General features: G+C 41.3%; 32 protein-coding genes. 20 read left to right on the forward strand and 12 right to left on the reverse strand.

Annotated features, from left to right (window positions below):
* Positions 1-11: 11 nt before the first annotated feature.
* A complete protein-coding gene (locus tag TOL9009_RS0114240; protein ID WP_029633399.1) occupies positions 12-293 on the reverse strand; it encodes a glutaredoxin family protein in 282 nt (93 codons plus the stop codon).
* Positions 294-318: 25 nt separating this feature from the next.
* Positions 319-1,482 (reverse strand): helix-turn-helix domain-containing protein, encoded by a 1,164-nt coding sequence (locus tag TOL9009_RS0114245; RefSeq protein ID WP_029633400.1) that lies wholly within the window; start codon positions 1,480-1,482, stop codon positions 319-321.
* Between the two features lie 281 nt (positions 1,483-1,763).
* Between TOL9009_RS0114245 and TOL9009_RS45640 the strand changes: the two genes are divergently transcribed.
* Complete coding sequence (locus TOL9009_RS45640; RefSeq protein ID WP_144238237.1) at positions 1,764-1,949, forward strand: hypothetical protein; 186 nt, start codon at positions 1,764-1,766, stop codon at positions 1,947-1,949.
* A 183-nt stretch (positions 1,950-2,132) separates the two neighbouring features.
* Positions 2,133-2,372, forward strand: a complete 240-nt coding sequence (locus TOL9009_RS0114250) for a hypothetical protein (protein ID WP_029633401.1) — start codon at positions 2,133-2,135, stop codon at positions 2,370-2,372.
* Here TOL9009_RS0114250 and TOL9009_RS0114255 read toward each other — a convergent pair.
* From TOL9009_RS0114255 to TOL9009_RS0114275, 5 genes are all read right to left on the reverse strand, one after another.
* Positions 2,369-3,088, reverse strand: a complete 720-nt coding sequence (locus TOL9009_RS0114255) for a GDYXXLXY domain-containing protein (protein ID WP_029633402.1) — start codon at positions 3,086-3,088, stop codon at positions 2,369-2,371. The genes TOL9009_RS0114250 and TOL9009_RS0114255 overlap by 4 nt on opposite strands.
* Positions 3,063-3,299, reverse strand: a complete 237-nt coding sequence (locus TOL9009_RS47300) for a hypothetical protein (RefSeq protein WP_186227557.1) — start codon at positions 3,297-3,299, stop codon at positions 3,063-3,065. Before TOL9009_RS47300 ends, TOL9009_RS0114255 begins: the two co-directional genes overlap by 26 nt.
* Positions 3,292-4,707 carry a DUF2157 domain-containing protein gene (locus tag TOL9009_RS0114265; protein WP_029633403.1) on the reverse strand — a complete coding sequence of 472 codons (1,416 nt, stop codon included), beginning with the start codon at positions 4,705-4,707 and terminating at the stop codon, positions 3,292-3,294. Before TOL9009_RS0114265 ends, TOL9009_RS47300 begins: the two co-directional genes overlap by 8 nt.
* Before the next feature lie 395 nt (positions 4,708-5,102).
* Complete coding sequence (locus TOL9009_RS0114270) at positions 5,103-5,681, reverse strand: Uma2 family endonuclease (RefSeq protein ID WP_029633404.1); 579 nt, start codon at positions 5,679-5,681, stop codon at positions 5,103-5,105.
* A gap of 175 nt (positions 5,682-5,856) precedes the next feature.
* Positions 5,857-6,480, reverse strand: coding sequence for a class I SAM-dependent methyltransferase (locus TOL9009_RS0114275; RefSeq protein ID WP_029633405.1), 624 nt, complete (start codon positions 6,478-6,480; stop codon positions 5,857-5,859).
* 93 nt (positions 6,481-6,573) lie between these two features.
* Between TOL9009_RS0114275 and hemH the strand changes: the two genes are divergently transcribed.
* Together hemH and ypfJ are read left to right on the forward strand one after the other, a co-directional pair.
* Positions 6,574-7,737, forward strand: a complete 1,164-nt coding sequence (hemH, locus tag TOL9009_RS0114280; protein ID WP_029633406.1) for a ferrochelatase — start codon at positions 6,574-6,576, stop codon at positions 7,735-7,737.
* Between the two features lie 294 nt (positions 7,738-8,031).
* Positions 8,032-8,871 (forward strand): KPN_02809 family neutral zinc metallopeptidase, encoded by an 840-nt coding sequence (gene ypfJ, locus TOL9009_RS0114285; protein WP_029633407.1) that lies wholly within the window; start codon positions 8,032-8,034, stop codon positions 8,869-8,871.
* Positions 8,872-9,161: 290 nt separating this feature from the next.
* Here ypfJ and TOL9009_RS0114290 read toward each other — a convergent pair whose 3' ends face one another.
* Positions 9,162-10,106, reverse strand: coding sequence for an NAD(P)H-dependent glycerol-3-phosphate dehydrogenase (locus TOL9009_RS0114290; protein ID WP_029633408.1), 945 nt, complete (start codon positions 10,104-10,106; stop codon positions 9,162-9,164).
* A gap of 384 nt (positions 10,107-10,490) precedes the next feature.
* On the opposite strand from TOL9009_RS0114290, the gene TOL9009_RS0114295 reads away from it, so the two are divergent.
* Together TOL9009_RS0114295 and TOL9009_RS0114300 are read left to right on the forward strand one after the other, a co-directional pair.
* Positions 10,491-10,778: a BrnT family toxin gene (locus TOL9009_RS0114295; RefSeq protein ID WP_029633409.1), complete on the forward strand. Its 288-nt coding sequence runs from the start codon at positions 10,491-10,493 to the stop codon at positions 10,776-10,778.
* The gene (locus TOL9009_RS0114300) at positions 10,747-11,025 is read left to right on the forward strand and encodes a BrnA antitoxin family protein (RefSeq protein ID WP_029633410.1); all 279 of its coding nucleotides are present in this window, start codon (positions 10,747-10,749) and stop codon (positions 11,023-11,025) included. Before TOL9009_RS0114295 ends, TOL9009_RS0114300 begins: the two co-directional genes overlap by 32 nt.
* Positions 11,026-11,046: 21 nt before the next feature.
* Here the strand turns inward: TOL9009_RS0114300 and TOL9009_RS0114305 are convergent, their stop codons facing one another.
* Complete coding sequence (locus tag TOL9009_RS0114305; protein ID WP_029633411.1) at positions 11,047-11,667, reverse strand: Uma2 family endonuclease; 621 nt, start codon at positions 11,665-11,667, stop codon at positions 11,047-11,049.
* Positions 11,668-11,803: 136 nt separating this feature from the next.
* On the opposite strand from TOL9009_RS0114305, the gene TOL9009_RS0114310 reads away from it, so the two are divergent.
* The 4 genes from TOL9009_RS0114310 (at position 11,804) to TOL9009_RS0114325 (ending at position 15,238) form a co-directional block, all read left to right on the forward strand.
* Positions 11,804-12,016 (forward strand): hypothetical protein, encoded by a 213-nt coding sequence (locus TOL9009_RS0114310; RefSeq protein WP_029633412.1) that lies wholly within the window; start codon positions 11,804-11,806, stop codon positions 12,014-12,016.
* Between the two features lie 6 nt (positions 12,017-12,022).
* Complete coding sequence (locus TOL9009_RS0114315; RefSeq protein ID WP_029633413.1) at positions 12,023-12,427, forward strand: pepsin/retropepsin-like aspartic protease family protein; 405 nt, start codon at positions 12,023-12,025, stop codon at positions 12,425-12,427.
* 282 nt (positions 12,428-12,709) lie between these two features.
* Positions 12,710-14,143 carry an aspartate ammonia-lyase gene (locus TOL9009_RS0114320; protein ID WP_029633414.1) on the forward strand — a complete coding sequence of 478 codons (1,434 nt, stop codon included), beginning with the start codon at positions 12,710-12,712 and terminating at the stop codon, positions 14,141-14,143.
* Between the two features lie 123 nt (positions 14,144-14,266).
* Positions 14,267-15,238 (forward strand): DUF362 domain-containing protein, encoded by a 972-nt coding sequence (locus tag TOL9009_RS0114325; RefSeq protein WP_029633415.1) that lies wholly within the window; start codon positions 14,267-14,269, stop codon positions 15,236-15,238.
* Here TOL9009_RS0114325 and TOL9009_RS47305 read toward each other — a convergent pair.
* Positions 15,235-15,381, reverse strand: a complete 147-nt coding sequence (locus TOL9009_RS47305; RefSeq protein ID WP_186227558.1) for a hypothetical protein — start codon at positions 15,379-15,381, stop codon at positions 15,235-15,237. The two genes, TOL9009_RS0114325 and TOL9009_RS47305, sit on opposite strands and share 4 nt — an antisense overlap.
* Positions 15,382-15,945: 564 nt before the next feature.
* Here TOL9009_RS47305 and TOL9009_RS45645 point away from each other — a divergent pair.
* The 10 genes from TOL9009_RS45645 to TOL9009_RS42580 all read left to right on the forward strand — a co-directional run bounded on the left by TOL9009_RS45645 (position 15,946) and on the right by TOL9009_RS42580 (position 24,057).
* Positions 15,946-16,125, forward strand: a complete 180-nt coding sequence (locus TOL9009_RS45645; RefSeq protein ID WP_144238238.1) for a hypothetical protein — start codon at positions 15,946-15,948, stop codon at positions 16,123-16,125.
* Positions 16,126-16,459: 334 nt separating this feature from the next.
* Positions 16,460-16,645: a hypothetical protein gene (locus TOL9009_RS43475; protein WP_072022137.1), complete on the forward strand. Its 186-nt coding sequence runs from the start codon at positions 16,460-16,462 to the stop codon at positions 16,643-16,645.
* 743 nt (positions 16,646-17,388) lie between these two features.
* Positions 17,389-17,637 carry a DUF2997 domain-containing protein gene (locus TOL9009_RS0114330; protein WP_242055175.1) on the forward strand — a complete coding sequence of 83 codons (249 nt, stop codon included), beginning with the start codon at positions 17,389-17,391 and terminating at the stop codon, positions 17,635-17,637.
* A 17-nt stretch (positions 17,638-17,654) separates the two neighbouring features.
* A complete protein-coding gene (locus TOL9009_RS39140; protein ID WP_186227559.1) occupies positions 17,655-18,302 on the forward strand; it encodes a molecular chaperone GrpE in 648 nt (215 codons plus the stop codon).
* On the forward strand, positions 18,256-18,507 hold the full coding sequence (locus TOL9009_RS43480) for a hypothetical protein (RefSeq protein ID WP_072022138.1): 252 nt from the start codon (positions 18,256-18,258) through the stop codon (positions 18,505-18,507). Before TOL9009_RS39140 ends, TOL9009_RS43480 begins: the two co-directional genes overlap by 47 nt.
* Positions 18,508-18,524: 17 nt before the next feature.
* Positions 18,525-20,084: an Hsp70 family protein gene (locus TOL9009_RS0114345; RefSeq protein WP_029633418.1), complete on the forward strand. Its 1,560-nt coding sequence runs from the start codon at positions 18,525-18,527 to the stop codon at positions 20,082-20,084.
* A 74-nt stretch (positions 20,085-20,158) separates the two neighbouring features.
* A complete protein-coding gene (locus TOL9009_RS42160; protein ID WP_051502897.1) occupies positions 20,159-21,496 on the forward strand; it encodes a GUN4 domain-containing protein in 1,338 nt (445 codons plus the stop codon).
* A gap of 136 nt (positions 21,497-21,632) precedes the next feature.
* A complete protein-coding gene (locus TOL9009_RS0114355; protein ID WP_029633419.1) occupies positions 21,633-22,541 on the forward strand; it encodes a DUF4351 domain-containing protein in 909 nt (302 codons plus the stop codon).
* Positions 22,542-22,655: 114 nt separating this feature from the next.
* Positions 22,656-23,255: a hypothetical protein gene (locus tag TOL9009_RS0114360; protein WP_029633420.1), complete on the forward strand. Its 600-nt coding sequence runs from the start codon at positions 22,656-22,658 to the stop codon at positions 23,253-23,255.
* 7 nt (positions 23,256-23,262) lie between these two features.
* Positions 23,263-24,057 (forward strand): GUN4 domain-containing protein, encoded by a 795-nt coding sequence (locus TOL9009_RS42580; RefSeq protein ID WP_084763364.1) that lies wholly within the window; start codon positions 23,263-23,265, stop codon positions 24,055-24,057.
* 196 nt (positions 24,058-24,253) lie between these two features.
* Here TOL9009_RS42580 and TOL9009_RS0114370 read toward each other — a convergent pair whose 3' ends face one another.
* Both TOL9009_RS0114370 and TOL9009_RS0114375 read right to left on the reverse strand, forming a co-directional pair.
* Positions 24,254-24,628: a DUF1257 domain-containing protein gene (locus TOL9009_RS0114370; RefSeq protein ID WP_029633421.1), complete on the reverse strand. Its 375-nt coding sequence runs from the start codon at positions 24,626-24,628 to the stop codon at positions 24,254-24,256.
* A gap of 68 nt (positions 24,629-24,696) precedes the next feature.
* On the reverse strand, positions 24,697-26,334 hold the full coding sequence (locus tag TOL9009_RS0114375; RefSeq protein ID WP_029633422.1) for an AAA family ATPase: 1,638 nt from the start codon (positions 26,332-26,334) through the stop codon (positions 24,697-24,699).
* Positions 26,335-26,513 lie beyond the last annotated feature (179 nt).

The raw sequence follows: 26,513 nt of genomic DNA on the forward strand, positions 1-26,513 counted from the left end.
TCTACAAACACCTATAAATACTTCCGGAGCATTTTTTCCAATTGTGGCACAGTTGCACGCGGTGAAGGACGCGGTATCATTTCCTCCTCTGCTTCCTCTGCGTCTCTGCGGTTCGTTACATAAAGCACTGGCACCTCATACTCATATGCAGCAAACCACTCATCATGAGTCATAATATCCCGAATTTCTAACTGTAGAAAGGCGAAATTTCGCGTCTCTACGATTTGTTCTAACTTTTCCTGCAACCCTTCGCACAAATGGCAACCAGATTTACTGTATAAAATTAATCGCATTTAATCAAAAAACCTCTCTATCACCCTAAGTTAAATTTTGCAAAATTATATGTTTTTTTGAATCAAATCTAATTACACCTTCTTGTTGTAACTTGCCCATCAATCGCGTAATTGTAACTCTGGTAGTACAACAAGCGCTAGCAATTTCTTCGTGGGTGAGACGAACATTTAAGCGAGTTCCTTCTGGGACAGATTGACCGATTTCTTGTTTCAAAAGTAGGAATAAATAATGTAAACGCTCTTGCACTCGTTGCCTTCCGGAAATAGCTAAAAAGGATTCTGTCTGCCGCAATCTTTGATTAAATTTCGGTAAAAGCGCATGACTCAGTACCGGAGATTGTGCTATTTCTGCAACATCAATTGAAACTAACTCAACATCAGTCAGCGCAGTTGCTTGGTAAGTTTGTAGAGAAGTCAAACTAGAGCCAAAAACCATTTTTTCACCTGCTAACCCTGTCAGCACTTCTTCGCCAGTTTCACAAAATGTACTAAGTTTAACTAAACCCTGACAAACATAAAAAATTTCTGATGGGTTGAGGGTTATAGTTTCTCCTTTACAATGTTGATATATAGAGCGATTTTCACGGAAGTCAAATTCCTTATTAGTTGATTCGGGTTGCTGAGGCTCAGAAATTTCACGCAGCACCCAGAGTAAGTTTATCGGTTTATTGTACTGATTGCGTACAGGGGCTACTGTCAAAGCTGAATGAAATAATTTGCCATCGCGCTGCTGCAAATTTACTAATAATTCTCTATTGCTATTTGACCTAGATACTTCACTTAATTCATTGCGAAAGCGCCGGCGTTCTTCTAAAGGAACAAAGTTAATTAATGGTTTGCCTGTTAGATAATGTTTGGGAACGTTAAGCAATATAGTAGCAACGCAGTTAGCTTCTTGAATTATGCCTTCAATATTAGTTAATAAATAGGCGTTTGGTGCAAACTCAAATAAGTTCTGATAGCGCTGGCATTCTGCTTCTACCAAACCTCGTGTACGGATTAGTTCCTCATTTTGTAGATATAATTCCTCCGCTGCCAACTGCAACATCCTGGAGTTGCTGCCAAGTTCTTTAAAAGCTTGCGGTAACATGTCCGACGTTATCCAAGGCAACGCATTTGCAGTTTGGTTTAAATCTGCTAAACGTCTGTGGAATGCTTCTGTCCGTTGAATAAACTTTTCTACGTTCACCTTAAATTTACACCTCAGCCAATTGACGATCGCTCAGATTACCAACAAAATGTATACATATAGGTTTGTTGTTAAGGCTATTCCCTCGTAATCAAGAGACTAAATATTATAATTTTTTTGCACTTCTACCGCACGGTAGCTTTCGGTTACGACTTGAGAAATACTTTGGGTTGAGGATAAATTAACTAGCTATTTTTATACACGTATTACGGTGTGCATAAATTACGTTTGTATTTTCTTAACATTTCTTCTATTTAACTAGCTTTGAGCGCAATAAACAGATGTACAGCCGTAATCTTTCTGGTGTAATTTTACTACTTTTGGGTTACTGTTTGCAACTAAGCGATCGCAAACCAGGTATATGCGGCAAAAGCGGGGAAATACCTCCGCAATTATATCATGTCAGATTTATTGCCCATATTGTAGAGACGTTACATGTAACGGAGCCACTCGCGTGCGCGGGTTAAGAGCGCTCTCTACAGGGTTTTAGCGTTTTTTATTATAGTGGATTTGCCTGTCATACTACCCAGTTTTTACACCTACTTGGTAAGCGATCGCTTTTTTTAGACGGGAACAGCTGACATTATTTTCACGTATGTGTAAAGTAGTTGAGAGCGATATACCATTAATCAGATTTTACGCAACCCTCTATGGATAGAAAAATCAAACGCCTTTTACTGCTAATTGTTTCCTGTAGTGTCACCGGTGTAGTTTTAGGAGGTACGGCAAGTTGGGCAGAAAGCACCATTTGCTTGCAAGCTGATACCGTGACGAGTGATTGCTTGACCCAAAACCCCATTAACAAAACTATAGAAGGTATGAGCACTGGTTTGCTAGCTGGGGCTGGGGCAGCTTTTGGTGCCGCATGGCAGTTAAAACGTGAAGATTAAAAGCGGTAGTTGCGATCGCGTACCCACATACTAACCGGCACAGCGTTACCCTCTGCATCTACTTTAACTTCAACTAAAATCGGTTGTTGCCGTCTTTGTTGCGTTTGCTGTGCCTGAAACAGATTATTATTAATTTGCTGCCTTTGGTCTTCTGGAATGGAATATGATTCCATACCATAGTTAATAGCTCCATTCTCATAAACACCCTTTAAAGCAACTTGATTTGCCGCTAAAGTTCTGGGGGGATTAGCACTAACCCGCACCGGCTTCCAAGCTTTAGGATTACGAGAATTGGGAAATTGTTGCTCTTGCAAAGTTACATAAAAGTTGGTTCCCTCAGCTAAAGAAACATATTCTCCATTTCTATTAGAACGGCGTCTAACTAATTCTTGCCATCCTGGTAATCTTTTCAAAGTGTTGTAACGAGCGATGTTGTAATTAAGGTTCACCGAATTACCCTGTAGCGCATTGTTAGGATTTACTGGTACAGTTTGCAAGATGACTGTTTTGCCAGTGAAATGAGTAAACATCGCTTGAAATGGTATCGCCATAATCAATGCTGTTTGAATTAGCAAAGGAACTATCAACCGCCAAAATGGTAAAGGCTTTGTTGATTTTTGTTCATTAGCTTTAATGTAATCGTCAAAAGTCACCTTTTTGGAGAATTCCATTTCAGGTGTCAAAGATTTGTTAGATTCGTTGGAATTGCTTTTCATTTTTGATGGTTGATGATTGATGATTGATAGTGGGCATTGGGCATTGGGCATGGGGCATTGGGCATGGGGCATTGGGCATGGGGCATGGGGCATTGGGCATGGGGCATGGGGCATGGGGCATTGGTAATAATTCTTTTCCTTTCCCCTTTCCCCTTTCCCCTTTCCCCTTTCCCCTTTCCCCTTTCCCCCTCTTCAAATTCCCACTAACCACTAACTGTTAAACGTCGTTCAAACCAAAGTCCGGCGCTAATGATACCGACACCGCACATACCAAAGACAAATGACTTGAAAATTAAGTCTGTGTCATATTCCCACATGCGGCTAATAATTTGCAGGGTTAATAACAGCATTCCGCCCCAAAATGTGCGCCTATTACCGTATTCTATGCCGTGTCGCATTAGTCCAAAGGCAAATATTCCCAGAAGAATATTGAAGATAAAAACTGCTAAACCAGGAATGCGAGTAACAGCTTGATGCCAAAAAGGAATCAAGGCAACAATGACAATAAAACTGGTAATGAAGACATTGGTGATATCCATTCCTCTGCGGGTTAGGCTGTTGCGATAACGCAGCATAAACAACCATTGCAATACTACTAAACCGCTGAGAATTCCTAAATCAATTAGGGGAAAAGACTGAATTTGTGAGTTGGTTGTTAGCGGATAAAATCCGGAAGATGGATATTGCCAAACCCAATAAAAGGAAAGGACGTAAAATAGAGTTCCGAAAAACCATAGCGAGAGACTTTGGGCGAGGGGTTGAAATAACCTAAAATTGATTGTGGGCAATAGTAGGTCATCGTAACTCCAAAACAGTGCGGCTGGAAGTGCAAAAGCAAAAGATGCAACCCAAGGCGCTGTATTATTAGAATAAGCTAGACGTTGCAGTGGATTGAGGTTTAATTGCAAGGAGATGGTAAAGGCGATCGCAGAAATAGCAAATATCCAACGCGATCGGCATAAATAAGCTAAGGGTACAAACAGCAACCAAATAAATAATGGCATATGTTGCACCAACAACCGCGACCAACTAAAGTCAGTTGCAGAGTAGGATAATTCACCTAATCCCGTCCAATATCCTATTTGTATGAGGATAATTGATAACATTCCTAAGGAAGTCAAGCTAAGTCCATATGCCATGATTAAAACACCCAACCCCCAACAAAGAAATAGTTGGGAAGTTGAACCGCTGATATTAAACATTTGCGCCATTAACGCAATATTTGCACCTAATATCAAAGCTGCTAAAATTAGCAAACCTTCTCCTAATAGTTGTTTGCTGCGCGGCTGTTTTTTTCCTTCAGCATTAACTGTAGGTTCTCTAAAAGAGTAGAAACCTGTGATGGTTGTTGCGAAAAACAAACTGATCAAAATCACAAATTTTACATCTCGTGACCATGCTTGCCAGTTTGCGGCTACAAAAGTAATTATGCCTAAGCTTAACAAAATGCTGCCGATCGCAACCACCATGAAAACAAAGCGATCGCGTGCAGCTATTTCCAGGTTATCAAATTGATAACGCTTTCCCAGGTCTTGATAACATGAAGAACTAATAATTCCTTCATCCCGCCATTTTTGTGCTTCTTGGCGTAATTTGCGGCGAAAATTGTCTAATACCATGACAATCTCCAATGCCGTTTAGTCATAGCAATACTCCATTTTGTGTTGTGACTTTACAGGGTGAGCAGAGATGGATGTAACGCAGAAGAAAATCCCCACCTACCACCGTTCACAAATCACTATGCGGATTGCTATCAGGCGGTCATAATATTATTAGTATGATACCATTAGTGTTCTTAAATTGTTCTTCTGTGACAGTTTGACTGATGGTTTTGTCAAAAGTAAGTTTGATTTGGCATCAAAAGGGCGATCACATATCACTTAGAAATGTCGCTCGTGTTATACCAATTCTTTATGAGGCTGCGTTTAATAACCCGACGAGTAAACTCGCGGCTACAGGTACAAGGAACACCTGCGTGGGCACTCATTAGGCGCAGCTTCACACAGAAATGGTATTACCCCCATATCCATTGTAAATCCAAAATAAAACCTGGTAATATATCTTCCCCAGATAAGCTTGTGGGAGACTCTAATACTTCTTTTGGTTGCCCTTGTCGATAAATTTCAACACTGCGAGTTTTTCTATCAATTAGCCAACCCAATTTTACACCTGCATTTATATACTCTTGCATTTTTGCCTGGGTTTCCCTCAAACTGTCGGATGGGGACATTAACTCCAAGACAAAATCGGGAGCGATGGGAGGAAATTTCTCACGTTGTTCTGGTTTAAGAGCGTTCCATCTCTCTAGTTTTATCCAGGATACATCGGGAGAGCGATCGGAACCATTGGGAAGTTTAAAGCAAGTGGAGGAATCAAATACTTCACCAAGTTTTGTTTCTTCGTTCCACAGGACAAATCGTGTAGTTAGTTTGGCATTACTTTTTCCTGTTTCTCCCCCCGTTGGTGACATTACAATTATTTCTCCTAACTCATTACGTTCAAATTTGACATCGGGATTATCCCGACACAGTTGGTAAAATTGGTCGTCGCTAAGTTTAACGACGTTGTTGAAGTTGATGGTAATCGCGGTCATATAGCAATCCGAATTGAATCGTGAAAAAATAGGAATGAGCGCAACTGGCACATATATCTTCTATTACAGCAAATTTCACTCCTTAGGAGGTACATGCGTAAAACCCCTCTCCTTGTAGAGACGCGAAATTGAACTTCGTCCCGCTTCGCTAACGCGTCTCTACATTTTATACGAGCTATTTTCTGGCTTTGATTAATTGTAAACTTCCACCAGCAGTTAAGGTGCGATCGCATTCTCGAAATCCTGTCTCTGTTAACAATCCAGGCAAATCGGTTTTCAACAACTGCCAAGCCGTTTCTGTCTCAAACAACAGCAAAAATAACGACAACCCAGGCACGAATAAGGGGTTTGTGGGATTATGAAAATCTACTAATGTAAACACTCCACCTGGTTTCAGCACTCGATAAACCTCTTTAATTATTTGTTGCAATTGTCCAGAGCGCATTTCGTGCAAGGCTACGCTAGTATGCACAACATCAAACTGATTATCTGCAAATGGCATTTTCTCTGCAAAAGCTTCCACATACTCTGCTTGCGGCACATTCTCCCTTGCCCGTTTTAGCGATCGCGGAGAAGCATCAAGTCCTGTTACATTTTGTGAATATTTGACTAAGATTTGTGTAGCTTGACCGCTACCGCAACACAAATCTAAAACTTTAGTAGCTGATTCAATGGTTAAGCCTTGCACTGCAAGCTGTCGGAAACGCGCTTCACCACCGACGCTTAAAGCTGCCAAGCGAGATATAGCATCATATAGCCATTGATAGCGATAACTCCAATCCCGGAAAATTGTTGCCATTGTTTCCACGCTCCCCGTTAGCCTTTATATTTAATAAAGATATATTGTTAACATTAGTAAAAAATCTGAAAAGATTGGGGGAATGTAATTGCTATGGATCGTGTAGGCGTTTTATTACTCAATCTGGGTGGTCCAGATAAATTGGAAGATGTTGGACCATTTCTATATAATCTGTTTTCCGATCCAGAAATTATTCGTCTACCCTTTAGTTGGTTGCAAAAACCTCTTGCGTGGTTGATTGCGTCAAGGCGAACCCAAAAATCTCAAGAAAACTACAAGCAAATTGGTGGTGGTTCTCCATTGCGGCGGATCACAGAAGCCCAAGGAGAAGCTTTAAAAGAACAATTGCAAGCTTTAGGACAAGAAGCGAAGATATATGTAGGAATGCGTTACTGGCATCCTTATACAGAAGAAGCGATCGCCCAACTTACTCAAGACAACATCGAACATGTAGTAATTCTACCTCTTTACCCGCAATTTTCCATCAGTACCAGTGGTTCCAGCTTTCGCTTGTTAGATAAACTCTGGCAAGAAGACCCAAAACTTCAGCAGATTGAATACAAGGTTATTCCCTCTTGGTACAAACAACCAAGCTACCTGCAAGCAATGGCAGAACTGATATCTCAAGAACTCGATCAATTTCCCAATCCCGACTCTGTTCATATCTTCTTCAGCGCTCATGGTGTACCGAAAAACTACGTTGAAGAAGCAGGAGACCCCTACCAGCAAGAAATTGAGGAATGTACTGCTTTAATTATGCAGACCCTCAATCGAACAAATGAACACACCTTAGCTTACCAAAGTCGCGTGGGTCCGGTAGAATGGCTGCAACCTTACACTGATGATGCCCTTCCAGAACTAGGGGCAAAAGGTGTGAAAGATTTGGTCGTTGTACCCATCAGTTTTGTCTCAGAACACATCGAGACATTACAAGAAATTGATATTGAGTATCGGGAACTTGCAGAGGAATCAGGAATTGAAAACTTCCGTCGGGTACCAGCTCCCAATACTCATCCATTGTTTATTAGAGCTTTGGCAGATTTAGTTCTAGATGCACTCAAATCTCCCAGTCTGAAGCTTTCACAAGTCTATCAGATGAAGAAAAAGGTGAGAATTTACCCACCAGAGCGTTGGGAATGGGGTATGACTACTAGCGCGGAAGTTTGGAATGGTCGTATCGCCATGCTTGGCTTTATTGCCTTAGTTTTCGAGCTAATTACTGGTCGCGGTCTGCTACATATGTTACATCTTTTGTAAAAATTGGGCGTTGCTGATTAAATGTATGAATTTTGGTATAGAGACGAAGCATGTGCAACGTCTCTACAAAGGTTTTGAAATCATGCAAAATCATTTCCACGTCCTGAAGAAAGGAAACGCTTACAAGAATTATTCATTAAGGCTGACTATTTTTGCTTCCCCCTTCGTCTACAGGTAGAAGATTTAAATGCACTAAAGGAGTAAAGTCTTATTAACATAGCTGAATGACGGGTAAAGGTTTTCTTTTACCTAATTAAAGCTGTGCAATATATGTAACTTGACTAAATAGTAATTATGCGTTGGCAAATAGGTCGTCGGAGCGAGAACGTAGAAGATCGCCGTGGATCGCGGATTTCCGCTCCTGTGGTAGGTGGGGGTATTGGTGCAGTGATTTTATCGCTCGTGGTAGCGCTTCTGGGTGGCGATCCAAGCGTGATTTGGCAACAAGGCGATCGCCCGACTACTGAATCACCCCGCACAACTCAAGCTCAAGATAAAATGGCTGATTTTGTTTCTGTGGTGCTAGCTGATACAGAAGATACATGGAGCAGTATATTTCGACAACAAGGCAATACTTACGTAGAACCGAAATTAGTTCTTTATTCCGATGCCGTTAAATCTGCTTGTGGATTTGCGCGATCGGCAGTTGGTCCATTTTATTGTCCGCGAGATCAAACAGTCTATATTGACTTGAGTTTTTATCGCGATCTGAAAAATAAATATCAAGCACCAGGAGATTTTGCCCAAGCATATGTGATTGCTCACGAAGTTGGGCATCATGTTCAGAATTTACTCGGTATTTCCAATAAAGTCCAAGCGATGCAGAGCCAGGTAAGTGAAGTAGAAGCAAATCAGCTTTCTGTCAAGTTAGAATTACAAGCCGATTGTTTTGCGGGAGTTTGGGCAAATCGTGCCGAGCGATCGCGACAAATTCTTGAACAAGGAGACATCGAAGAAGCGCTGAATGCTGCAAGTAGCATTGGCGATGATCGCCTGCAAGAACAAGCTAGAGGTTATATTGTACCAGAATCTTTTACGCATGGTTCCTCGGCTCAACGAGTTCGCTGGTTTAAGCAAGGTATTCAAACGGGCGATTCTAAGCAATGTAACACATTTGCGACGGCAAGTAAATAATTTTACTTAAAGTTTTCCTAGCATAAAAAAACTCCAGTTAAAAGGCAACGTTGCATCGCTCTGCATTGGCATTGCATCGGGTTGCAAGATTTAATATGATGTCCGGTCAAACAACGATAATAAAAGAACCCCTCCCCAACCCTCCCCGCAAGCGGGGAGGGTGCCACAGGCGGGTGGGGTTCTTCATGAGTTATGGGTGTGCCCCCAGACATGATATAATTTGGTATATGCAAAACTATACTTAGCTGCATCAAAAGCTGCTTTAGCACAATTTAACTATTTCCATAAAGTTAATAACTGTATTCTGGCTTAATTTCTCGCAGCATCAGTTCATCAAGTGCTTGTCGTGGGGTGACTTCACCTTGAAGTAAGCGATAAACTTGTTCGGTAATGGGTATGGATATATTTCGTTGCTTGGCTTGTTGCATTAAAACTTGGCAAGTGTTGACTCCCTCTGCGGTTCCTTCTAAATGAGCGAGTATTTCTGTCAGTGTTTTACCACAAGCCATTTGGTAGCCAACTTGATAATTGCGACTTAGAGGACTATTGCAGGTTGCTAGCAAATCACCTAAACCAGATAAACCATAGAATGTTTCTGTCTTCGCACCCCAAAAGTTACCGATGCGAACCATTTCTGTTAAACCACGAGTGACTAAAGCGGCTTTGGCATTGGTTCCCAATTGTAAACCATCGCAGACACCAGATGCGATCGCTATCACATTTTTTAATGTACCCCCAAGTTCCACTCCTAAAGGGTCAGAATTCGTATAAACTCGGAAACGACTAGAGGAAAATACTAACTGTACTAACTCAGCAGCATCTTTACTTCTGCTAGCTACTACCGTTGCTGCTGGTAATCCTAGTTGAATCTCTTTAGATAAATTCGGTCCCGACAGCACCACAACCGCATGACTAGGGAAAGTTTCTTGCCAAATTTGCGATGGTGTGCTGATGGTTTCTGGTTCTAATCCTTTGGTCGCAGTCACAAAAACCGCTTTCGGTGGAATTGCCAAACCCTGTAATTGTGTAGCGACTTCGCGCACTCCTTTGGTGGAAATCGCCGAAACAATCATATCGGCATTTTCCACAACCTCTGCCAAGGTATAGGAACCATTACGCGACCAAATGCTAACCCGATGACCGTTAGCTTCGGCTATAGATGCTAAACCAGATCCCCACGCACCGGCACCGAGAACAGCTATTGATTTTGGATTAGTCGATTTTAGATTAGTCAAGTTTGGATTTTAAGTTTTCGTAGTAGGGTATGTGCGATAAGCGCAACGCACCATCAATAATATAAGTTACACTACGCCAGAAAAGAAAAATTTGGTTTGCGGTGAGTCAGTTTGCGGTTGCCTGTACCGTCCCGTCAAACTGACGAACCCGAAGGGTGAGGTTCAAATCGGGAAAAGTTTGGGATACAATAACTTCTTAATTAATATTGCTGTCCAGAAGAGTGGCAGGGCTATGTCACAATACAGTTCAGTTAAGTCCAAAATACGAGTGTAGAGACGCGAAATTTCGCGTCTCTACAGGTCTAAAAATCCTTAACTGAACCGTATGGGCTATGTTATAACTTAAAACTGTTTGTTAGATTACAGGTGTGATAAGTTTAATTCATGAATTTTGAGTGGGACGAGCAGAAAAACGAAATTAATATTGATAAACATGGTTTCGATTTTGCTGACGCTTACCGGATCTTTAACTTACCAATGGCAGTTGACCTTGATGAGCGCAGCGATTATGGTGAAGATCGATGGATTGGAACTGGAATGCTGGATGGACGAATTATAGTGGTTATCTACACTGAACTCAATGAAGAAACAATTCGTATCATCTCATTAAGAAAAGCACTCTCTCACGAAAGGAAGCGTTATGAGCAATACCTCAAGAACCGACTGGTCTAGAATTGATGCGATGACGGACAATGAAATTGACACGTCAGATATTCCACCTCTTACGGACGAGTTTTTTTCAAAAGCAAAATTGCGGATGCCTTCTTCGTCATTGACTACCGTCGCTATTCGTGTTGATTCTGAGACTTTGGCATGGTTTCAATCAAAGGGTGAAGACGCTGAACAGCATATGGTTGCTGCCCTACGAATTTACGCAGAAGCACAAAAAAATGCTGCTAATGCGCGTCCATCAGCCTAACAATTCTGTTGCAAAAGTTTGCTACACTACACCAGCTTGAAAAATTTGGTTTGCGGTGAGCTTCAAATCGGGAAAAGTTTGGGATACAATGCGATCGCTATCTCGAAACTTGCTTATCTGATATTCTCCATCAACTAAGTTACAGACGGATATTGTCGGTTGTTTGGGGTTGCCGATAAAATTACGTCCACCCAACGCTGCGTAATCCACAATCCAGTATTCGGGTATGCCCATCTCTTCATAGTCAGCATACTTTAGGTAGTAATCGCTGCGCCAGTTGGTTGAGACAACTTCGACAATCAAAGGAATTGAGGCATTATCGCTGACTGTCGATTCTTTTTTCCACAATTCTTCATTATTTAGGTTGGCACGGTTTAGCACCAGCACATCTGGAAAGTAACCAGAATCTTTTTCAGGAGGTCGAACTATAGCTTGGTTGGGAATAAAGTAAGGAAGGTCTAATCGGTCGATTGCAACACTAAGCTTTATCGTCAAAAAACCTGTAACTTCCTCATGTTCTCCTACTGGTTGTGCCATCTGGATAATTTCCCCATTATGAAGTTCGTAGCGGACTGCGGAATTTTCAGGTAGGCGATCGACAAATTCTTTGAATGTTACGAGCTTGGGTAAGGCTTGAGTCATCGGTTTTGAGAGTTATTCATTTGGATGATTTTATCTCTAATCTAGGGGACTGCGGACAGTAACATCAGGTTCAACACATTCCGTATAATATAGTGGTGTGCTTCCTGACTGAGTTTCCCGCTTACCAAGTTACCTTATGACACTAGCTGAAGTGCTGCCTGCCGTCCGACGGCTTTCTGCGACAGAAAAACTCAAACTGATTCGGATTCTAGTAGAAGATTTGGACGTAGCAGAGGATATTTCGCCGTTAGAACCCTTCAAAACCTATGACTTGCCAACTCCATACGATAGTTTTGGGGCTGGTGCAGTTTTAATGGAAGCACTCAAGCGGTCAAATACAGATCAGTGATAATATATGCGATTCCAGTATTCTATCACTAGCCCAACTCAAAACGAGTTTGACAGCCTGCCAAGACTTCCACTCGTATTACGGTGGGGTGATCGAAGCGTTGAAGCGATGGGTTTGGTAGATAGCGGAGCTACAGTTAATGTCTTGTCTCATGAACTCGGTCTTCAGTTGGGTGCTGTTTGGGATGATCGCAAAGCCATTATTCAGTTAGCGGGTAATCTCAGTAATCAGCCAGCAATGCCTTTTTCCGCAACTGTTGAAATTGCAGATTTTGCACCAACTGAGTTAGTGTTTGCTTGGGTATGCAGTCCGAATGCACCACTGATCCTCGGTCAAACCAACTCTTTTCTTGAATTCGATGTTTGCTTCTATCGTTCCAAGTCAGAGTTTGAGATCAATCCGAAATCGTAGACAACAAGCCAGAGCAATATGGTGCAGGTGAACGGGGTTGTTATAAAGCGCGATACTCTCGCAGAAAGTAGAGTAAACGCGATCGCTATTTGTTTTCCACAATTATTTTACTCAACTTTGAACGAATGCGTGGCTTCTATGCATACACTACGCTTTTTGTCAAAGGGTAACTTCAAATTAAAAATTGTCAACTAACCCAGATAATTCTATTTGATATGGTTTGTGTTTTATCAAGCCACACATCAGCTTAGTTTTAATAACTCAACCCAATCCAAAATCGTTATGACTCAAACAAATTCCCAATTCCGTATAGAACGCGATTCGATGGGCGATCGCCAAATTCCTAGTAGCGCATATTACGGCATCCAAACGCTGCGGGCAATGGAAAACTTCCCCATCAGCGGCATTAAACCTTTAAATACTTACGTAGATGCTTGCATAATCATCAAAAAAGCTACCGCCATCGTCAACGGAGACTTAAAATCCATTCCCCCAGAAATTAGTCAAGCAATTGTGCAAGCGGCTGATGAAATACTTGCGGGTAAGTTTCGCGATCAATTTGTGGTAGATATTTATCAAGCGGGAGCCGGTACTTCTCACCATATGAATGTCAATGAAGTACTAGCAAATCGTGCTTTAGAAATTCAAGGCAGCGAAAAAGGCAATTACAAGCAAATTAGTCCCAATGACCACGTTAACTACGGACAGTCTACCAATGATGTGATTCCCACCGCAATTCGCATCGGTGGCTTATTAGCATTATCAAAGACATTGCAACCAGCTTTAGATAATGCGATCGCATCCCTCGAAGAAAAAGCCGACGAATTTCAAGATATCGTCAAATCTGGCAGAACTCACTTACAAGACGCTGTACCTGTGCGTTTGGGTGAAAGTTTCCGCGCTTGGGCACAAATCCTCTCAGAACACCAAAACCGCATTTATACTGCTTCTGGTGATTTGATGGTGCTGGGTTTGGGAGGTAGCGCTGCCGGAACGGGTATGAATACTCATCCTGATTATCGCGCTCGTGTGGTGCAAACAATTTCTGAATTGATAGAATGTCCCCTAGAACCTGCATCGCACTTAATGGCTGCAATGCAGAGTATGGCACCATTTGTGAGTGTTTCTGGTGCTTTACGCAACTTAGCACAGGATTTAGTCAAAATATCCCACGATTTGCGGTTGATGGATTCGGGTCCAAAAACAGGTTTCAAAGAAATTCAATTGCCTCCAGTGCAACCGGGTTCCTCAATTATGCCAGGAAAATATAACCCAGTGATGGCAGAGATGACCTCAATGGTGTGTTTTCAGGTCATGGGTTATGACAGTGCGATCGCTCTTGCGGCACAAGCTGGACAATTAGAATTAAATGTGATGATGCCGTTGATTGCCTACAACCTAATTCACAGCATCGAAATTTTAGGAAATACCATCAAAGCACTTACCCAAAGCTGCATCAAGGGAATCACCGCCAACCGCGATCGTTGTTTGGCTTACGCTGAAGGTAGTTTAGCTTTAGTCACCGCATTAAATCCCCATATAGGCTATTTAAATGCTGCTGCTGTAGCCAAAGAATCTTTAGAAACTGGTAAATCCCTGCGGCAAATTGTCTTAGAAAAAGGTCTGATGAGCGACTTGGAATTAGCCCAAGTGTTAAATTTAGAACAGATGAGCGGTATCTTACCCCTCACGGCACTTGAGGTAGAAATAGATTAAAAAGGAATAAGGGCATTGGGCATCGGGCATTGGGCATCGGACAAAGATAGTTATTCTTTGCTAGTATCCATTCCCCATTCCCCATTCCCCAATGCCCCATGCCCCATGCCCCATTCCCTATCCATGCAGACTCAAAAACCATCTGTTAGTTTGATTCGGGCTACTTCCTACGAACAAGAGGCTTTAAGAGAATCTTTAGCAACGCTCTTAGAACCTTTAGGTGGAATGCAAGCATTCGTCAAACCAGGACAACGGGTTTTATTAAAACCGAATCTACTCACCGGAGCGCGTCCTAGTAAAGAGTGTACCACCCGCGCCGAATTAGTTTATGAAGTTGCTAAAATGGTAATTGAAGCTGGTGGTCAGCCATTTTTGGGAGATAGTCCTGCTTTTGGCAGTGCGAAGCAAGTAGCGATCGCAAATAACTATCTCCCGATTATTGAAGAACTCAAGCTTCCAATTATAGATTTTCATGGATCGCGTTACGAAACCGTTAACGAAGACTTTAACCATCTGCTGCTATGCAAAGAAGCGATGGAAGCAGATGTAGTAATTAACTTGCCGAAAGTGAAATCTCACGCTCAGTTGACGTTAACCTTGGGGGTAAAAAACCTCTTTGGTTGCGTTCCCGGCAAAATGAAAGCTTGGTGGCACATGGAAGCTGGGAAAGATGCCAACCGATTTGGAGAAATGTTAGTAGAAACTGCTAGGGCAATTAACCCAAATTTAACTATTTTAGATGGCATCATCGGTCATGAAGGTAATGGTCCCAGCGGTGGGGAACCTCGTCTACTCGGCGTTTTAGCCGCATCTGCAAATGTATTTGCTCTCGATAGGGCAATGGTGGAAGTCCTCAATGTTTTACCCGAACAAGTACCCACCCTAGCTGCGTCAAAGCGACTGGGGTTGTGTCCAGAACTTGCGGAAATTGACTTTCCCCACTTACATCCTGATTTAGTCAAAATAGATGATTGGCAACTACCAGATAAATTAATGCCTATCGATTTTGGAATGCCCCGTGTGATTAAATCTACGTTTAAGCATCTTTATATCCGTTTTATCAAAGAACCGATGAGTGCTTATGGGAAAGGTTAGTTGATGTTTGATAGTTGATAGTGGATGGTGGATGGTTGATAGTGGATAGTGGATGGTGGATGGTGGTAAATTTTAACAACCAAGAACCAAGAACTAACAACCAACAACCAACAACCAACGGGAGCATCCCAATTTTGCCGCAATACCCTAGAAGGGTATCGCTACACAAACAAAGCGTGTCGTAGACAAGGCAGGCTTTGTTTGTGTAGCCCCAGGAATCTCGCACCTGTAGGCGTTTTTGCCAAATTGGGATGCTCCCCAACCAACAAATGCAAACTTCGCTACAACAATCTTGATTATTGGCAGAGTAAGCTGTAATTACCCTCCGATTGCTTAACCAAACCGCCCTATTATAGTGGCGGTTTTTTTCATTTGTTAAATCGTTATAATATCATTTTTTATTAGGAATTTTTTTCAGCTTTTGACTGATGACTTTATCAAGGAGGGGAAAAGGAATAAAAAATAATATTTTCTTCCCCTTTCCCCTTTCCCCTCTTCATGAATAATTTGAATTCTGTATTAATCAGAAGAGATGATTCTTATTTAGGATAAAAAGTATTTGTACTCTACCTATATATAGATTGACAAAATTCAAGTAATATCACTCAGATTATAATCTTCAAATTTTTGAATATTTCTCTGAGTGCAATCATTGATTAACAATTTCAAACACTTTTGATTTCTCTGTATTTATTCGGTGTGAATTGATGATAAAAATTGATTATAGCTCAAGTTGCGATCGCCTCTCCAAAAATTATCGTGTAACTACTTATAATTATCGAAAACACAGATACCTTCTGGGTGATTATTCAGTATGGTTACTCGGTATCAAACAACAATTTATAACCGCAAAACGCCCTTTACAAAAGCGCTTTCGGATGTTTTAATTGTAAAAGATTACTCAAATATATTTTTTTTAGTAATCTAAACTACAAAAATAATTGTAATTTTTAATGCTGTTACCGTCACAGATATGGAATCTATTCATTACACCGTACCATGAAGAATATTGAGATATTAGTCACTAACAAAGAAGAACAGCCAAATTGCGGCTTCGTATCAAATATTTTTGGTATTAGAGAAGAAATATTATGACAGTTTGATAAGTGGTTGATATTATTGAATACTAAATAGCTTATAATTGATAAATAACTAAAATAACAGCAAGACTCTTTACTTTGAGAGTTGAGCAACAAGTGAAGTGAAAACCTCCAATCTTCTATGAATTCAAATAGCCCGTCTGCCAATCCCGACACATATTCCCATCGTTTGGCAGACATTGTGGGAACAGCGATCGCTATGTTAACTCTAACGTTACCAATCTTAGTCATCGCTAATTATTCTTCAACCAGCGTTCAGAATAATCAACAACCCATTACATACAACATAAAAAATAGTGAAAATTAAGCAAATAACAACAGAATTCTCAAAAAAAGAACGCTCTGACAACAGAAAGCAGATTTTGCGCGAACGTTAGCGTCAGAATTTAATCGCGAATTTTTCATGACTCGGCTTTCTATAAGCTAGGAACTAGGGCGTATTTTCATACTACTGCCCAACACCCACATTTATGGTTCGGCTATAAACGCCACAATTACTTATACCAATTAGACATCTGGTAGAAAAGACGTAAAGACGTTCCGTCGGAACGTCTCTACAAGGGTTTCGGACAACGCATAATTAATTTTTACTCCTATGTCTATTGTATATGAGGTTGCGCTTTATTGCCCTGCGCCTGAACGCGATCGCGTTCAGGCGCTTTAGCCTGGGCACCACATGGTTACAATTGGCGCGATCGCTCGGTATGTAAGTAGCCGTCCAACCATGAATGTCCGCCCTTGGATCGGTTTGTTTCCTGATAGTGCGTAAATTATGTTAAATCTTATTGACCTAGATTAGTACATTTGTTTCAATGTATTGGCAAAAGCTCTGACCAGCCCCCTTAAAGGGGCGGGTGTGGGGTGTGGGGTGTGGGGAAAAGAAATAGCCCCGACAACCATCTTGGATACAAGCCCCGTCGAAGAGCGACGATAGCGTTGGTCGGAGTTCAAGCTATTGAGCATCAGCCGTCTTCCCCACACCCTTCTTTGTGACGTATTTATTTGTACTAGTGCCAGTATTAATTGCCGTTGGCTAGAATTTGGTACAACATGATTAAAACCCTACAAAATCAAAAGACTCTATTTATGGCTGAGTATCAAAAAATTGAGTATCGCATTGGTAAAGATGGGAAAATTACTGAAACAGTCATCAATGCTTCTGGTTCGAGTTGCACAAGTACAACATCGGGAATTGAAAAGGCTTTAGGAGAAGTTGAAAATCAAGAATTGTTGCCTGAGTATTACGAAGGCGGTGAGAGCGAGACAGTGGCACAAAATCAGTCTCTCAAAGAAATCTAAGAGGGATGCAGATAGGAATGTTTTCTCTTTTAAGCCTTTTGACAATGGCAATAGGGATTTCCACTCTGTTGTTGATTATTCCAGCAATTAGTGCTGCGATCGCTCGCCAAGCAGACTTGGAAACTAACAAGTTAGAATTGGCACGATGTCTAGCGACGAACAGGTTAGCGTCTACGCAAATTGAATTACTAGAAAATGAACTAAAAGCAATACGCAAAAATTACTTAGGAGAGCAGCAAAAAATAGAACAGTTACTTGCTGAAAAAGCAGCGTTACATCAGGAAGGCTTGCGACTACATGAAGAATTGCAGCAGCAACGAGTTGAACTATCAGAGGAATTTCGCTCTGCGACATTTGAGCAATTGCAGACATTGCTAACAAACTATCCCAGCATCCATCAGATGGTGCAGATTAAACCAGAATTACCTGCGAAAAATCTGCTTTCGATGTTTACCTCTTTAGATAACCTCCTCAATAAATGGGGTTACGAACAGATAGGTAAACCTTGGGAAAAAGTAGCTTACAATCCGCAGATTCATCAACCAGACGCTGCTGATATTGCTTTATATGAGTTAGTTTATATTCGATTCGTTGGTTATCAGCATCAAGGAAAAATTCTTGTCCCTGCCAAAGTTAGTCGCACTTTACCGGGAGGCGGGAAGTGAGGGGGATGAGGGAGACAAGGGGGACAAGGGGGACAAGGGAGACAAGGGAGACAAGGGGATGAAGAAAGAAAGAAAGAAAGAAAGAAAGAAAGAAAGAAAGTGTTTTCCCAATGCCCCATGCCCAATGCCCCATGCCCAATGCCCAATGCCCAATGCCCAATGCCCCATGCCCAATGCCCAATGCCCAATGACAAATGACAAATGATTAATGACAAATGACAAATGACTACAGTAATAATTGATTTTGGTACAAGCAATACTGTTGTTTGTACTACTGATTTGATTACGCAAAAACCACGGACATTGAGATTTGAATCGATGTCGCGTCGGTTTGAGGTTGGGGCAGAACAGGTAAGCGTTGTACCCAGTTTAGTATTTGTGGAAGGGCGCGATCGCATTTCTTTTGGTGAATCTGTACGCGCCAAACGCTTGGGATTTGCCCAGCCGGAACGCTGTTTTAGAGCTTTTAAACGCGATTTGGCAGCAGATTTTGTCCCACCTCCGCGACAGTTGGATGGTAATAGTTACAGCGCTGAGGTGGTTTCGGAACTGTTTCTCAAGGAAATTTGGCAACAGGTTGAACAGCAATTACAACCCAGTAGCGTTATTTTCACAGTTCCCGTGGGTGCATTTGAGCGATATCTTGACTGGTTCCGCAACTTGGGCGACAAGTTAAATATTCCCGCAGTGCAAATTGTCGATGAATCTACCGCAGCAGCCCTTGGTTATGCTGTCAAGCATCCTGGGGCTGTGGTTTTGGTGGTTGATTTTGGCGGCGGTACTCTAGATTTAAGTTTAGTACGAACTGTCAGCGCTGAATCTGAACAGCAAGTAGTGCGTGCCGAAGTTATCGCCAAATCGGATGCTTTTATTGGCGGCGTAGATATTGATACATGGATTGTTGAACATTACCTGCAAAAAATCGGTTCCTCCCGTGCTGATGTTGGAGAAATCGGCTTTATGAATTTGCTGGAAGTAGCAGAAAGGGTAAAAATTCAACTTTCGATAACAGATGAGGCGAAAGAAAGTTGGTTTGATGATGAAAATTTTATGTCCCATGAATTGCAATTGCATCGGGATGAGTTAGGCGAAATTTTAGAAAATCAACAATTATTAGAACAGTTAAGACAAACCCTAGATGAAGTATTAGCGATCGCACTTGCTAAAGGTATCAGCAAATCTACAATTGAACAGGTTTTATTAGTGGGTGGTACTTGTCAAATTCCTGCCGTACAACAACTAGTAATTTCCTATTTTGGACGACAAAAGGTAAAGTTAGACAAACCCTTTGAAGCTGTCGCACATGGCGCATTAGCTTTAAGTGAAATGGCAGCAGTTGATGATTACCTGCGCCACAGTTATGCGATTCGTCTTTGGGAACCCCACAGCAAAAGTTATTCTTATTTAACTTTGATTGAAAAAGGGGCAAAGTATCCAGGGGCGCGTTCTGAAGCTTTAACTCTGCAAGTCGCCACAGAGGGACAGCGAGAAATTCGCCTCGATATTGGGGAAGTAGCAGAAGTTTCCCAAGCGGAAGTTTATTACGATCCTCAAGGAAGGATGACGAGTAGCCAATTAGTCAAACAAGATAGTTATCGCTCTTTGGAAACTCATCATCAACAAGTATGTGTCGCTCATATCGAACCGCCTGGACAAACAGGAATAGACCGAATACAAGCACAATTTGAAGTGAATGAACAACGGGTATTAGTAGTGACGGTAAAGGATTTATTGACGGGGAAAATGTTAGTTAAGAGGGGAGCGATCGCTAAACTAAAATAATCTTACCTTGGCGCTCTTGGCGGTTCGTTAAAAAAATATGGGAATACTACTAATAGTAGAGTGGTAAAAATACAATGACAGAGAATCAGAATCAACCTAAAGAATATGATGCTGTGCTTGGTGGACAAGCAGCATTTCTAAATGATGTAGTTTGGAGAGGGCTGGAACGTGTGAAGAGACGCTTGGAAAGTCCAGTTGTAGAAGTAAGATTAGCAGCACTTTCTGAAGCACTTAAGTATGGACAAGAAGGCTTAGATTTAGTGATTCAACTCAGAAATGAATCAAGGCAGATAGAACAGGTTGCACACGAGCTATTAATTCAGTATACGACAAATCAAGTATTACAGGATGATAATTCTCATCAACTGTCTGAGTTGCTTTCCACACTTGTGAGAAATTCATTTGGAGTACACATGGTTGTCTTCAGTTCAGATGGACAGACTATAGCTACTACCGATCAAGATTGCTATATTCATCTGTGGTCGCTACAAACTCAACAGATATCCTATAGCTTTGAAGATAATTACGAGCATTACCAGACAACACAATTTCTTGCCTTCAGTCCGGATGGGAAAATTCTCCTCAGCAGCAATATGCACGATACGATTAGACTTTGGTCAATTCAGACAGGACAATTACTTCATACTCTATTAAATGAAGGTTATTCACTAGAAACACTTACCTTTAGTCCCGATAGTCAATTTGTAGTAAGTGTTGATAACGACAAAATTAAACTGTGGTCAGTGCAATCAGGACAGCTACTTCATACGCTTGATCAGTTTGGAGACGAAAATGAACCTATAGAAACCTCAGAGGAAAATGTTTATGATGATGGGCTAATCTTGAATGCTTATGCAGATGAAGATGAAGATGAATACGATAATGAAGCTTTAGAAATATCTGAAGAAGATGTTACTGATAATGGATTAATATCTATAGCTGGTGTTGATTTTCCAAAGCTAAAAAACTTATTGGAAAGGGGTAATTGGAGAGAGGCTGACCAAGAAACTGCCCTAGTGATGCTAAAGTTATGTAATCGAGAACAAAAGGGTTTTCTTAGAGTAGAGGATATAGAAAACCTTCCCTGTGAATACTTAGGCATTATTGACCGACTCTGGGTAGAAAATAGCCACGGTCACTTTGGTTTTAGTGTCCAAAAACAAATATGGCAGAGTATTGGAGGAACATCACAAGCTGACTGGGAAGCTTGGTGTCGTTTCGGTGAGCGTGTTGGGTGGTGTATAAATGGTTCTTGGTTGTGGTGGAATGATGTCACTTTTAACTTGAATGTTCCAGAAGGACACCTTCCACGCGGAGGTGCTTTTATCGGTTGGGGATTAGGTGACTTTTGGACTAATTGTATAATGTTGTCTGCTTTAGCATCAAAATTGGCAAGTTGCAACATAGTATAGGTTGCACCAACCTACTTCACAAACAACAGCGATCGCAGTTCTAAAAACGAGTATTTCTCAAATTAGGTCCGTGTTGCGATCGCACTCAAGCATCCCATCATATTACTAAAAAGTAATTTAACAGAAAAACCATCAAATGATTGACCACGATCGCCTATTTAAAGAACTTCTTTCCAACTTCTTCCCAGAGTTTATCGAGCTATTTTTCCCAGATATAAGCGCTTATTGGGAGAGAGATTCAATAGAGTTTTTACCACAAGAGGTATTCACAGATGTGACTGAGGGAGAGCGTAAAATACTCGATATAGTTCTGCAAGTCTCAGTGAGAAACCAAGATACTTTATTTATCATTCACACTGAACATCAATCTTATTCCCAAACTAACTTCAATCAGCGAATGTTTACATATTTCGCTCGACTGCACGAAAAATATGCCCTCCCAGTGTACCCAATAGTCATTTATTCTCATGATTCTCCCCAAACACCAGAACCAAACTCTTATCGCATCGATTTTCCCAACAAGCGGGTGCTGGAATTTAATTATGAAGTTGTCCAGCTAAATCAATTAAAATGGCAGGATTTCGTCAATCAGAGAAATCCTATAGCTAGCGCTTTGATGGCGAAAATGCAGATTGATGTTCAAGAACGCCCAACAGTAAAGCTAATGTCGCTACAATTGCTAGCGAATTTGGGACTCAACCCCGCACAAATCCAGTTAATTTCTGGGTTTATTGATACATATCTCGATTTGAATTCTCAAGAAGAAATCATGTTTCAAGAACAACTTGCTAGTATTGAACCAAAGCAGGAGGAAAGAGTTATGCAAATCGTCACCAGTTGGATGAGACAAGGCATACAGCAAGGCATACAGCAAGGCGAATTGATGCTGATTTTACGCCTACTTAACCGCCGTATAGGTGAAGTGAATCCGGAATTACAAGAACGTATTGAAACTTTGTCAACGGCTGAGTTAGAAACTTTGGGAGAAGCTTTACTAGATTTTACAACTGCTGCTGATTTAGAAGCTTGGTTTGAGGCTAGATAGTTAGGGTTTTTCCCTCTTTTCCAGATGAAGGGGTTAAGAGCGATCGCTCAAAAGTTATCAAGCCAATAGTAGCGATCGCAAATTAAATAAGCTAGTTTCAAAAGTAAAAGCACGATGTCAAAAAATTCCAATCGCCCAAGAGTTTATGATGCTGTCCTTGGTGGTCAAGAAAAAGCCCCGCCTGGTGCTGTAGTCTTGGGAGGTCTAGAAGGTGTTAAAAGACGCTTGGCAAATCCAGTTGTTGAGCAAAAAATTGCGGCGCTAGAAGAAGCACTAAAATATGGCGATGCAGGCTTAAAATTGGTAATATTGGCATTGGAAGATAAATTATGGAAAGTAAGACAAGCAGCTTATTTACTACTTGTAAATCACCAAGATTCCATAGTGCAACAAGCGCTTCAGGAATATCAAAAAAGCAGTAGATATGATGTTTTTGTTGCTATGGGGCGCACTGGAGGAGTATCTGATGTTGATACGCTCATGGAAAGTTTGGAAAATGAACAAAATACCGCGACCACCAAGTTAGTTGACTACACACTAAGTTTAGTTAATACCAATGACGGGAAAGACCGAATTCGATACTATCTTTTCAATGGCACACAGATACAACGTAATTATGCAGCACTTTACTTTAAACGAAAAGGTGTAAAAGATATTTTAATTGAAGCAGTGCAGCAGGGCTGTATTGACAGAGTACAAGCATTTTCTAAATAAAACAGCAATGTCAGAAAATCCCAATCAACCAAGAGAATATGATGCTGTACTTGGCGGAAAAAATATTCCCTCACTAGAAGGTGCAGTAGTTTTAGGTGGTATTGAAGGTGTAAAATTACGGTTGAAGAATGCAGACCCAAAGGTGAGAATTGCAGGACTTTGGCAAGCTTTGAATTATGGAGAACAGGGCTTAGATTTAGTAATTCAGGCTTTAAATAATGAGTTTGTAGAAGTACAAAAACAGGCTTATTTGCTGTTAAATACTCGCACAGAAACAAGGGTTCAACAGGTTTTAATAGAGTCCGATGTACATTTAAGACTAGGAGGAATAACAGACTACACCCGCTTGCGTGACTTCCTCGCAGATGGGAAGTGGAGAGAAGCGGATAAGGAAACATGGCGAGTGATGTTCGCGGTTGCGAAACGGCAAAAAGAACGTTGGTTGCGTGAAGAAGATATTCAGAACTTCCCTTGTGAAGACCTCCGCACTATTGACGATTTGTGGGTCAAATACAGTAATGGACATTTTGGCTTTTCTGTTCAACAGCGTATTTTTCACAGCTTGGGGGTAACACGAGAGTCTAACTATAAAATTTGGGGAGAGTTTGGTTTACAGATAGGATGGATGCCACGACACTTATGGTTGTATTACAGAGAGATTAGTTTTGATATAAAAGCACCAAAAGGACACCTCCCTGCTTCTATTGATATTTGCTATAAACCTTACTCTGGTGGATCTGATTATGAGAAAGCATACTTTGTCGCTTTTATTTCATCAAGACTTGTAAATTGTGACATTTAAAGCTTAAAGATAATTATTAATATTTATCAATAAATAATTTCTCACCCAAAATTAATAACAAAATACCTTTGTGTTATGCTTGCGATTTTGCGCGAAAAAAATCAACTAATTCACCATTCAGACTTGTAAGAATTGCCAGTAGCTTCAGATCCCCGACTTCTTCAAGAAGTCGGGGATCTTGTTTATCACAATATAATTACACCCAACGTCCTACAACTACTCGCACGGTTCCATCTGCTAAAACTTCTTCATCCTCCACATTAAAACCTTGTTCTTGCACTGTTGCCATCAAGGTTTTATGAGCATATTTTTGGCTGATGGAGTTAACAAACTGCTGTTGATGAATTTTTGCTCCCCAAAAGTCTGCAACTATTTCGTAATTTTCACCACTGCGGCGAAAACCTAAATCATAACCATTGTTCTGGCGAATTACATACTCGGCTTGAGTCGTATCGCCTTGATATCCGCGTACATTCGTGTTGCATTCAACTTGATAGTTTAATTCTTGCAACACTTGATGCAGAATTTCACCGTGTTTGATTTGGACTTTGATAGTTGTGAAATGAGACATAATACCAATTTTGGATTTGAGATTCTGGATTAAAAAACGAGGCGCAAGAAACACATAGTTTTTCTATTTTAATCGACTTCTAAAGGACCTATTCCTTGTTCGGTTGAGTATTGTTTTAATTCTTCTACCAACAGCACATCATTGGAGGCGGTTCTGGCACCGGCTTGTGCTGCCCATTGCTTTAATGCTTCAATTTGTTCATGTGCGATCGCAGCTAGTGGCACTGTCTGCGCTACAGCCTGCAAAATATCCTCTGTATTAAAGTCTCGGCGCTGTCCCTCAACTCTCGTGGAAAATGCTTGGTGCATGGCATCAACGATTACCTGCTCAATTTCCGCACCGCTAAAATTGAGACTCTGTTTGGCTAACAAAGCTAAGTTAAATTCTCGCAGCCGATTGGGGCGTAACCGTTGCAAATGCACTTTAAAAATCTCTTGGCGTTCGGCTTCTGTAGGTAAATTCAAAAAGAAAATTTCATCAAATCTTCCTTTTCGCAACAACTCGGCTGGTAATATTTTGACATTATTTGCCGTGGCGACAATAAACACACTCGCGGTTTTCTCCTGCATCCAGGTAATCAAACTGCCAAATACGCGGCGCGATGTCCCCGAATCTCCGTCAATGTTACTGGTAATATTGCCAAAGGCTTTATCGATTTCATCAATCCACAAAACGCACGGTGCCATTGCTTCAGTTAACTGAATCATTTGGCGCACGCGGCTTTCACTTTCGCCGACAATCCCACCAAATAAACGCCCAGAATCTAATCTTAATAAAGGTAAGCGCCATTCATGGGCAATTGTCTTCGCTGAAAGAGATTTACCTGTTCCCTGAATGCCCACAAGTAACATCCCTTTGGGATTAGGAATACCGTAGCGTCTGGCTTCTTCGGTAAAAGCATCTTGGCGCATTAGTACCCACTGTTTGAGTTGATCTAATCCACCAACTCGTTTGAGTGATTCTTGGGGTGTGAAAAATTCTAAAATCCCAGTTTGGCGGATTGCTTGCTTTTTCTCTTCTAATACGCCGTCAATGTCAGACTCATTTACTTGCTGTTTAGCAGCTAAAGCTTTTGCCAACACTCTAGAAATCCGGGTGCGACTTAAACCCTGACAGGCTTTAACTAACTGTTCCCGCGCTAAACCAGAAACATTTAATTTATCTGGTACTACCAACTGTTGGATTAAATTATCTATTTCGCCAACGCTAGGTAAGGGAAAATCCACTACTGTCACTTCTTGCAGTAACTCGTCAGGAAGTTCTAAAGTATGGCTAGTGGTGATGATAATTTTACGCGATCGCTTTAACTCCCGCGTCAAGTTTCGCAACTCCCGCACAATTGGGGCATTTTTCTCAGTAGTCGGATTTTTTACAAATGGATGCAAATCCCTCAGTACAAACATCGCAGGTGTTTGGGCATCAGCTTTGCCAATTCGCCCTAACGCTGCCATCACCGAACCCTTATCTGCACCATTGTCACTCCAACCCCGGACAATATCCCAAAATAAAAGCTGTCGTTTGGGGACAGAACGTGATGCAACTTGCAGCAGCACTTCTTCCACAGGTTCTTCTTCTACAGAAATCACATACAGTAAGGGATACCGTGCCCGAATCATCAAATCAAGTTGCTCTACTAGGGAGACATATTGCTGATTCTCGCTGCTATGAGTTGAATCTCCTTTTCCATGTTGATGAAAATTGCTCATCAAAATATAAAAATTAAGGGCACTGACTGTTAGATTAGGTGATGTCAGCCTGCAATCGCGGTTTGAATCTAGAATCCCCCGAATGCGCTTTGCTAAATTCGGGGGAGTAACTTGCAAGTCCGCGTTGTCTTGCTGTGGATATAATTTAACTAAGTATTTTGGGATATGTCCATATTAGC

The organism is [Scytonema hofmanni] UTEX 2349 (assembly GCF_000582685.1).
In the GTDB taxonomy this organism is placed as follows: domain Bacteria; phylum Cyanobacteriota; class Cyanobacteriia; order Cyanobacteriales; family Nostocaceae; genus Hassallia; species Hassallia hofmanni.

Bases quoted from the DNA above. Each gene is read 5' to 3' on its own strand.
- TOL9009_RS0114240 (WP_029633399.1), bottom strand. From the start codon at position 293: ATGCGATTAATTTTATACAGTAAATCTGGTTGCCATTTGTGCGAAGGG.
- TOL9009_RS45640 (WP_144238237.1), top strand. From the start codon at position 1,764: ATGTACAGCCGTAATCTTTCTGGTGTAATTTTACTACTTTTGGGTTAC.
- TOL9009_RS0114250 (WP_029633401.1), top strand. From the start codon at position 2,133: ATGGATAGAAAAATCAAACGCCTTTTACTGCTAATTGTTTCCTGTAGT.
- TOL9009_RS0114255 (WP_029633402.1), bottom strand. From the start codon at position 3,088: ATGAAAAGCAATTCCAACGAATCTAACAAATCTTTGACACCTGAAATG.
- TOL9009_RS0114265 (WP_029633403.1), bottom strand. From the start codon at position 4,707: ATGGTATTAGACAATTTTCGCCGCAAATTACGCCAAGAAGCACAAAAA.
- TOL9009_RS0114270 (WP_029633404.1), bottom strand. From the start codon at position 5,681: ATGACCGCGATTACCATCAACTTCAACAACGTCGTTAAACTTAGCGAC.
- TOL9009_RS0114275 (WP_029633405.1), bottom strand. From the start codon at position 6,480: ATGGCAACAATTTTCCGGGATTGGAGTTATCGCTATCAATGGCTATAT.
- hemH (WP_029633406.1), top strand. From the start codon at position 6,574: ATGGATCGTGTAGGCGTTTTATTACTCAATCTGGGTGGTCCAGATAAA.
- ypfJ (WP_029633407.1), top strand. From the start codon at position 8,032: ATGCGTTGGCAAATAGGTCGTCGGAGCGAGAACGTAGAAGATCGCCGT.
- TOL9009_RS0114295 (WP_029633409.1), top strand. From the start codon at position 10,491: ATGAATTTTGAGTGGGACGAGCAGAAAAACGAAATTAATATTGATAAA.
- TOL9009_RS0114300 (WP_029633410.1), top strand. From the start codon at position 10,747: ATGAGCAATACCTCAAGAACCGACTGGTCTAGAATTGATGCGATGACG.
- TOL9009_RS0114305 (WP_029633411.1), bottom strand. From the start codon at position 11,667: ATGACTCAAGCCTTACCCAAGCTCGTAACATTCAAAGAATTTGTCGAT.
- TOL9009_RS0114310 (WP_029633412.1), top strand. From the start codon at position 11,804: ATGACACTAGCTGAAGTGCTGCCTGCCGTCCGACGGCTTTCTGCGACA.
- TOL9009_RS0114315 (WP_029633413.1), top strand. From the start codon at position 12,023: ATGCGATTCCAGTATTCTATCACTAGCCCAACTCAAAACGAGTTTGAC.
- TOL9009_RS0114320 (WP_029633414.1), top strand. From the start codon at position 12,710: ATGACTCAAACAAATTCCCAATTCCGTATAGAACGCGATTCGATGGGC.
- TOL9009_RS0114325 (WP_029633415.1), top strand. From the start codon at position 14,267: ATGCAGACTCAAAAACCATCTGTTAGTTTGATTCGGGCTACTTCCTAC.
- TOL9009_RS45645 (WP_144238238.1), top strand. From the start codon at position 15,946: ATGATAAAAATTGATTATAGCTCAAGTTGCGATCGCCTCTCCAAAAAT.
- TOL9009_RS43475 (WP_072022137.1), top strand. From the start codon at position 16,460: ATGAATTCAAATAGCCCGTCTGCCAATCCCGACACATATTCCCATCGT.
- TOL9009_RS0114330 (WP_242055175.1), top strand. From the start codon at position 17,389: ATGATTAAAACCCTACAAAATCAAAAGACTCTATTTATGGCTGAGTAT.
- TOL9009_RS39140 (WP_186227559.1), top strand. From the start codon at position 17,655: ATGTTTTCTCTTTTAAGCCTTTTGACAATGGCAATAGGGATTTCCACT.
- TOL9009_RS0114345 (WP_029633418.1), top strand. From the start codon at position 18,525: ATGACTACAGTAATAATTGATTTTGGTACAAGCAATACTGTTGTTTGT.
- TOL9009_RS42160 (WP_051502897.1), top strand. From the start codon at position 20,159: ATGACAGAGAATCAGAATCAACCTAAAGAATATGATGCTGTGCTTGGT.
- TOL9009_RS0114355 (WP_029633419.1), top strand. From the start codon at position 21,633: ATGATTGACCACGATCGCCTATTTAAAGAACTTCTTTCCAACTTCTTC.
- TOL9009_RS0114360 (WP_029633420.1), top strand. From the start codon at position 22,656: ATGTCAAAAAATTCCAATCGCCCAAGAGTTTATGATGCTGTCCTTGGT.
- TOL9009_RS42580 (WP_084763364.1), top strand. From the start codon at position 23,263: ATGTCAGAAAATCCCAATCAACCAAGAGAATATGATGCTGTACTTGGC.
- TOL9009_RS0114370 (WP_029633421.1), bottom strand. From the start codon at position 24,628: ATGTCTCATTTCACAACTATCAAAGTCCAAATCAAACACGGTGAAATT.
- TOL9009_RS0114375 (WP_029633422.1), bottom strand. From the start codon at position 26,334: ATGAGCAATTTTCATCAACATGGAAAAGGAGATTCAACTCATAGCAGC.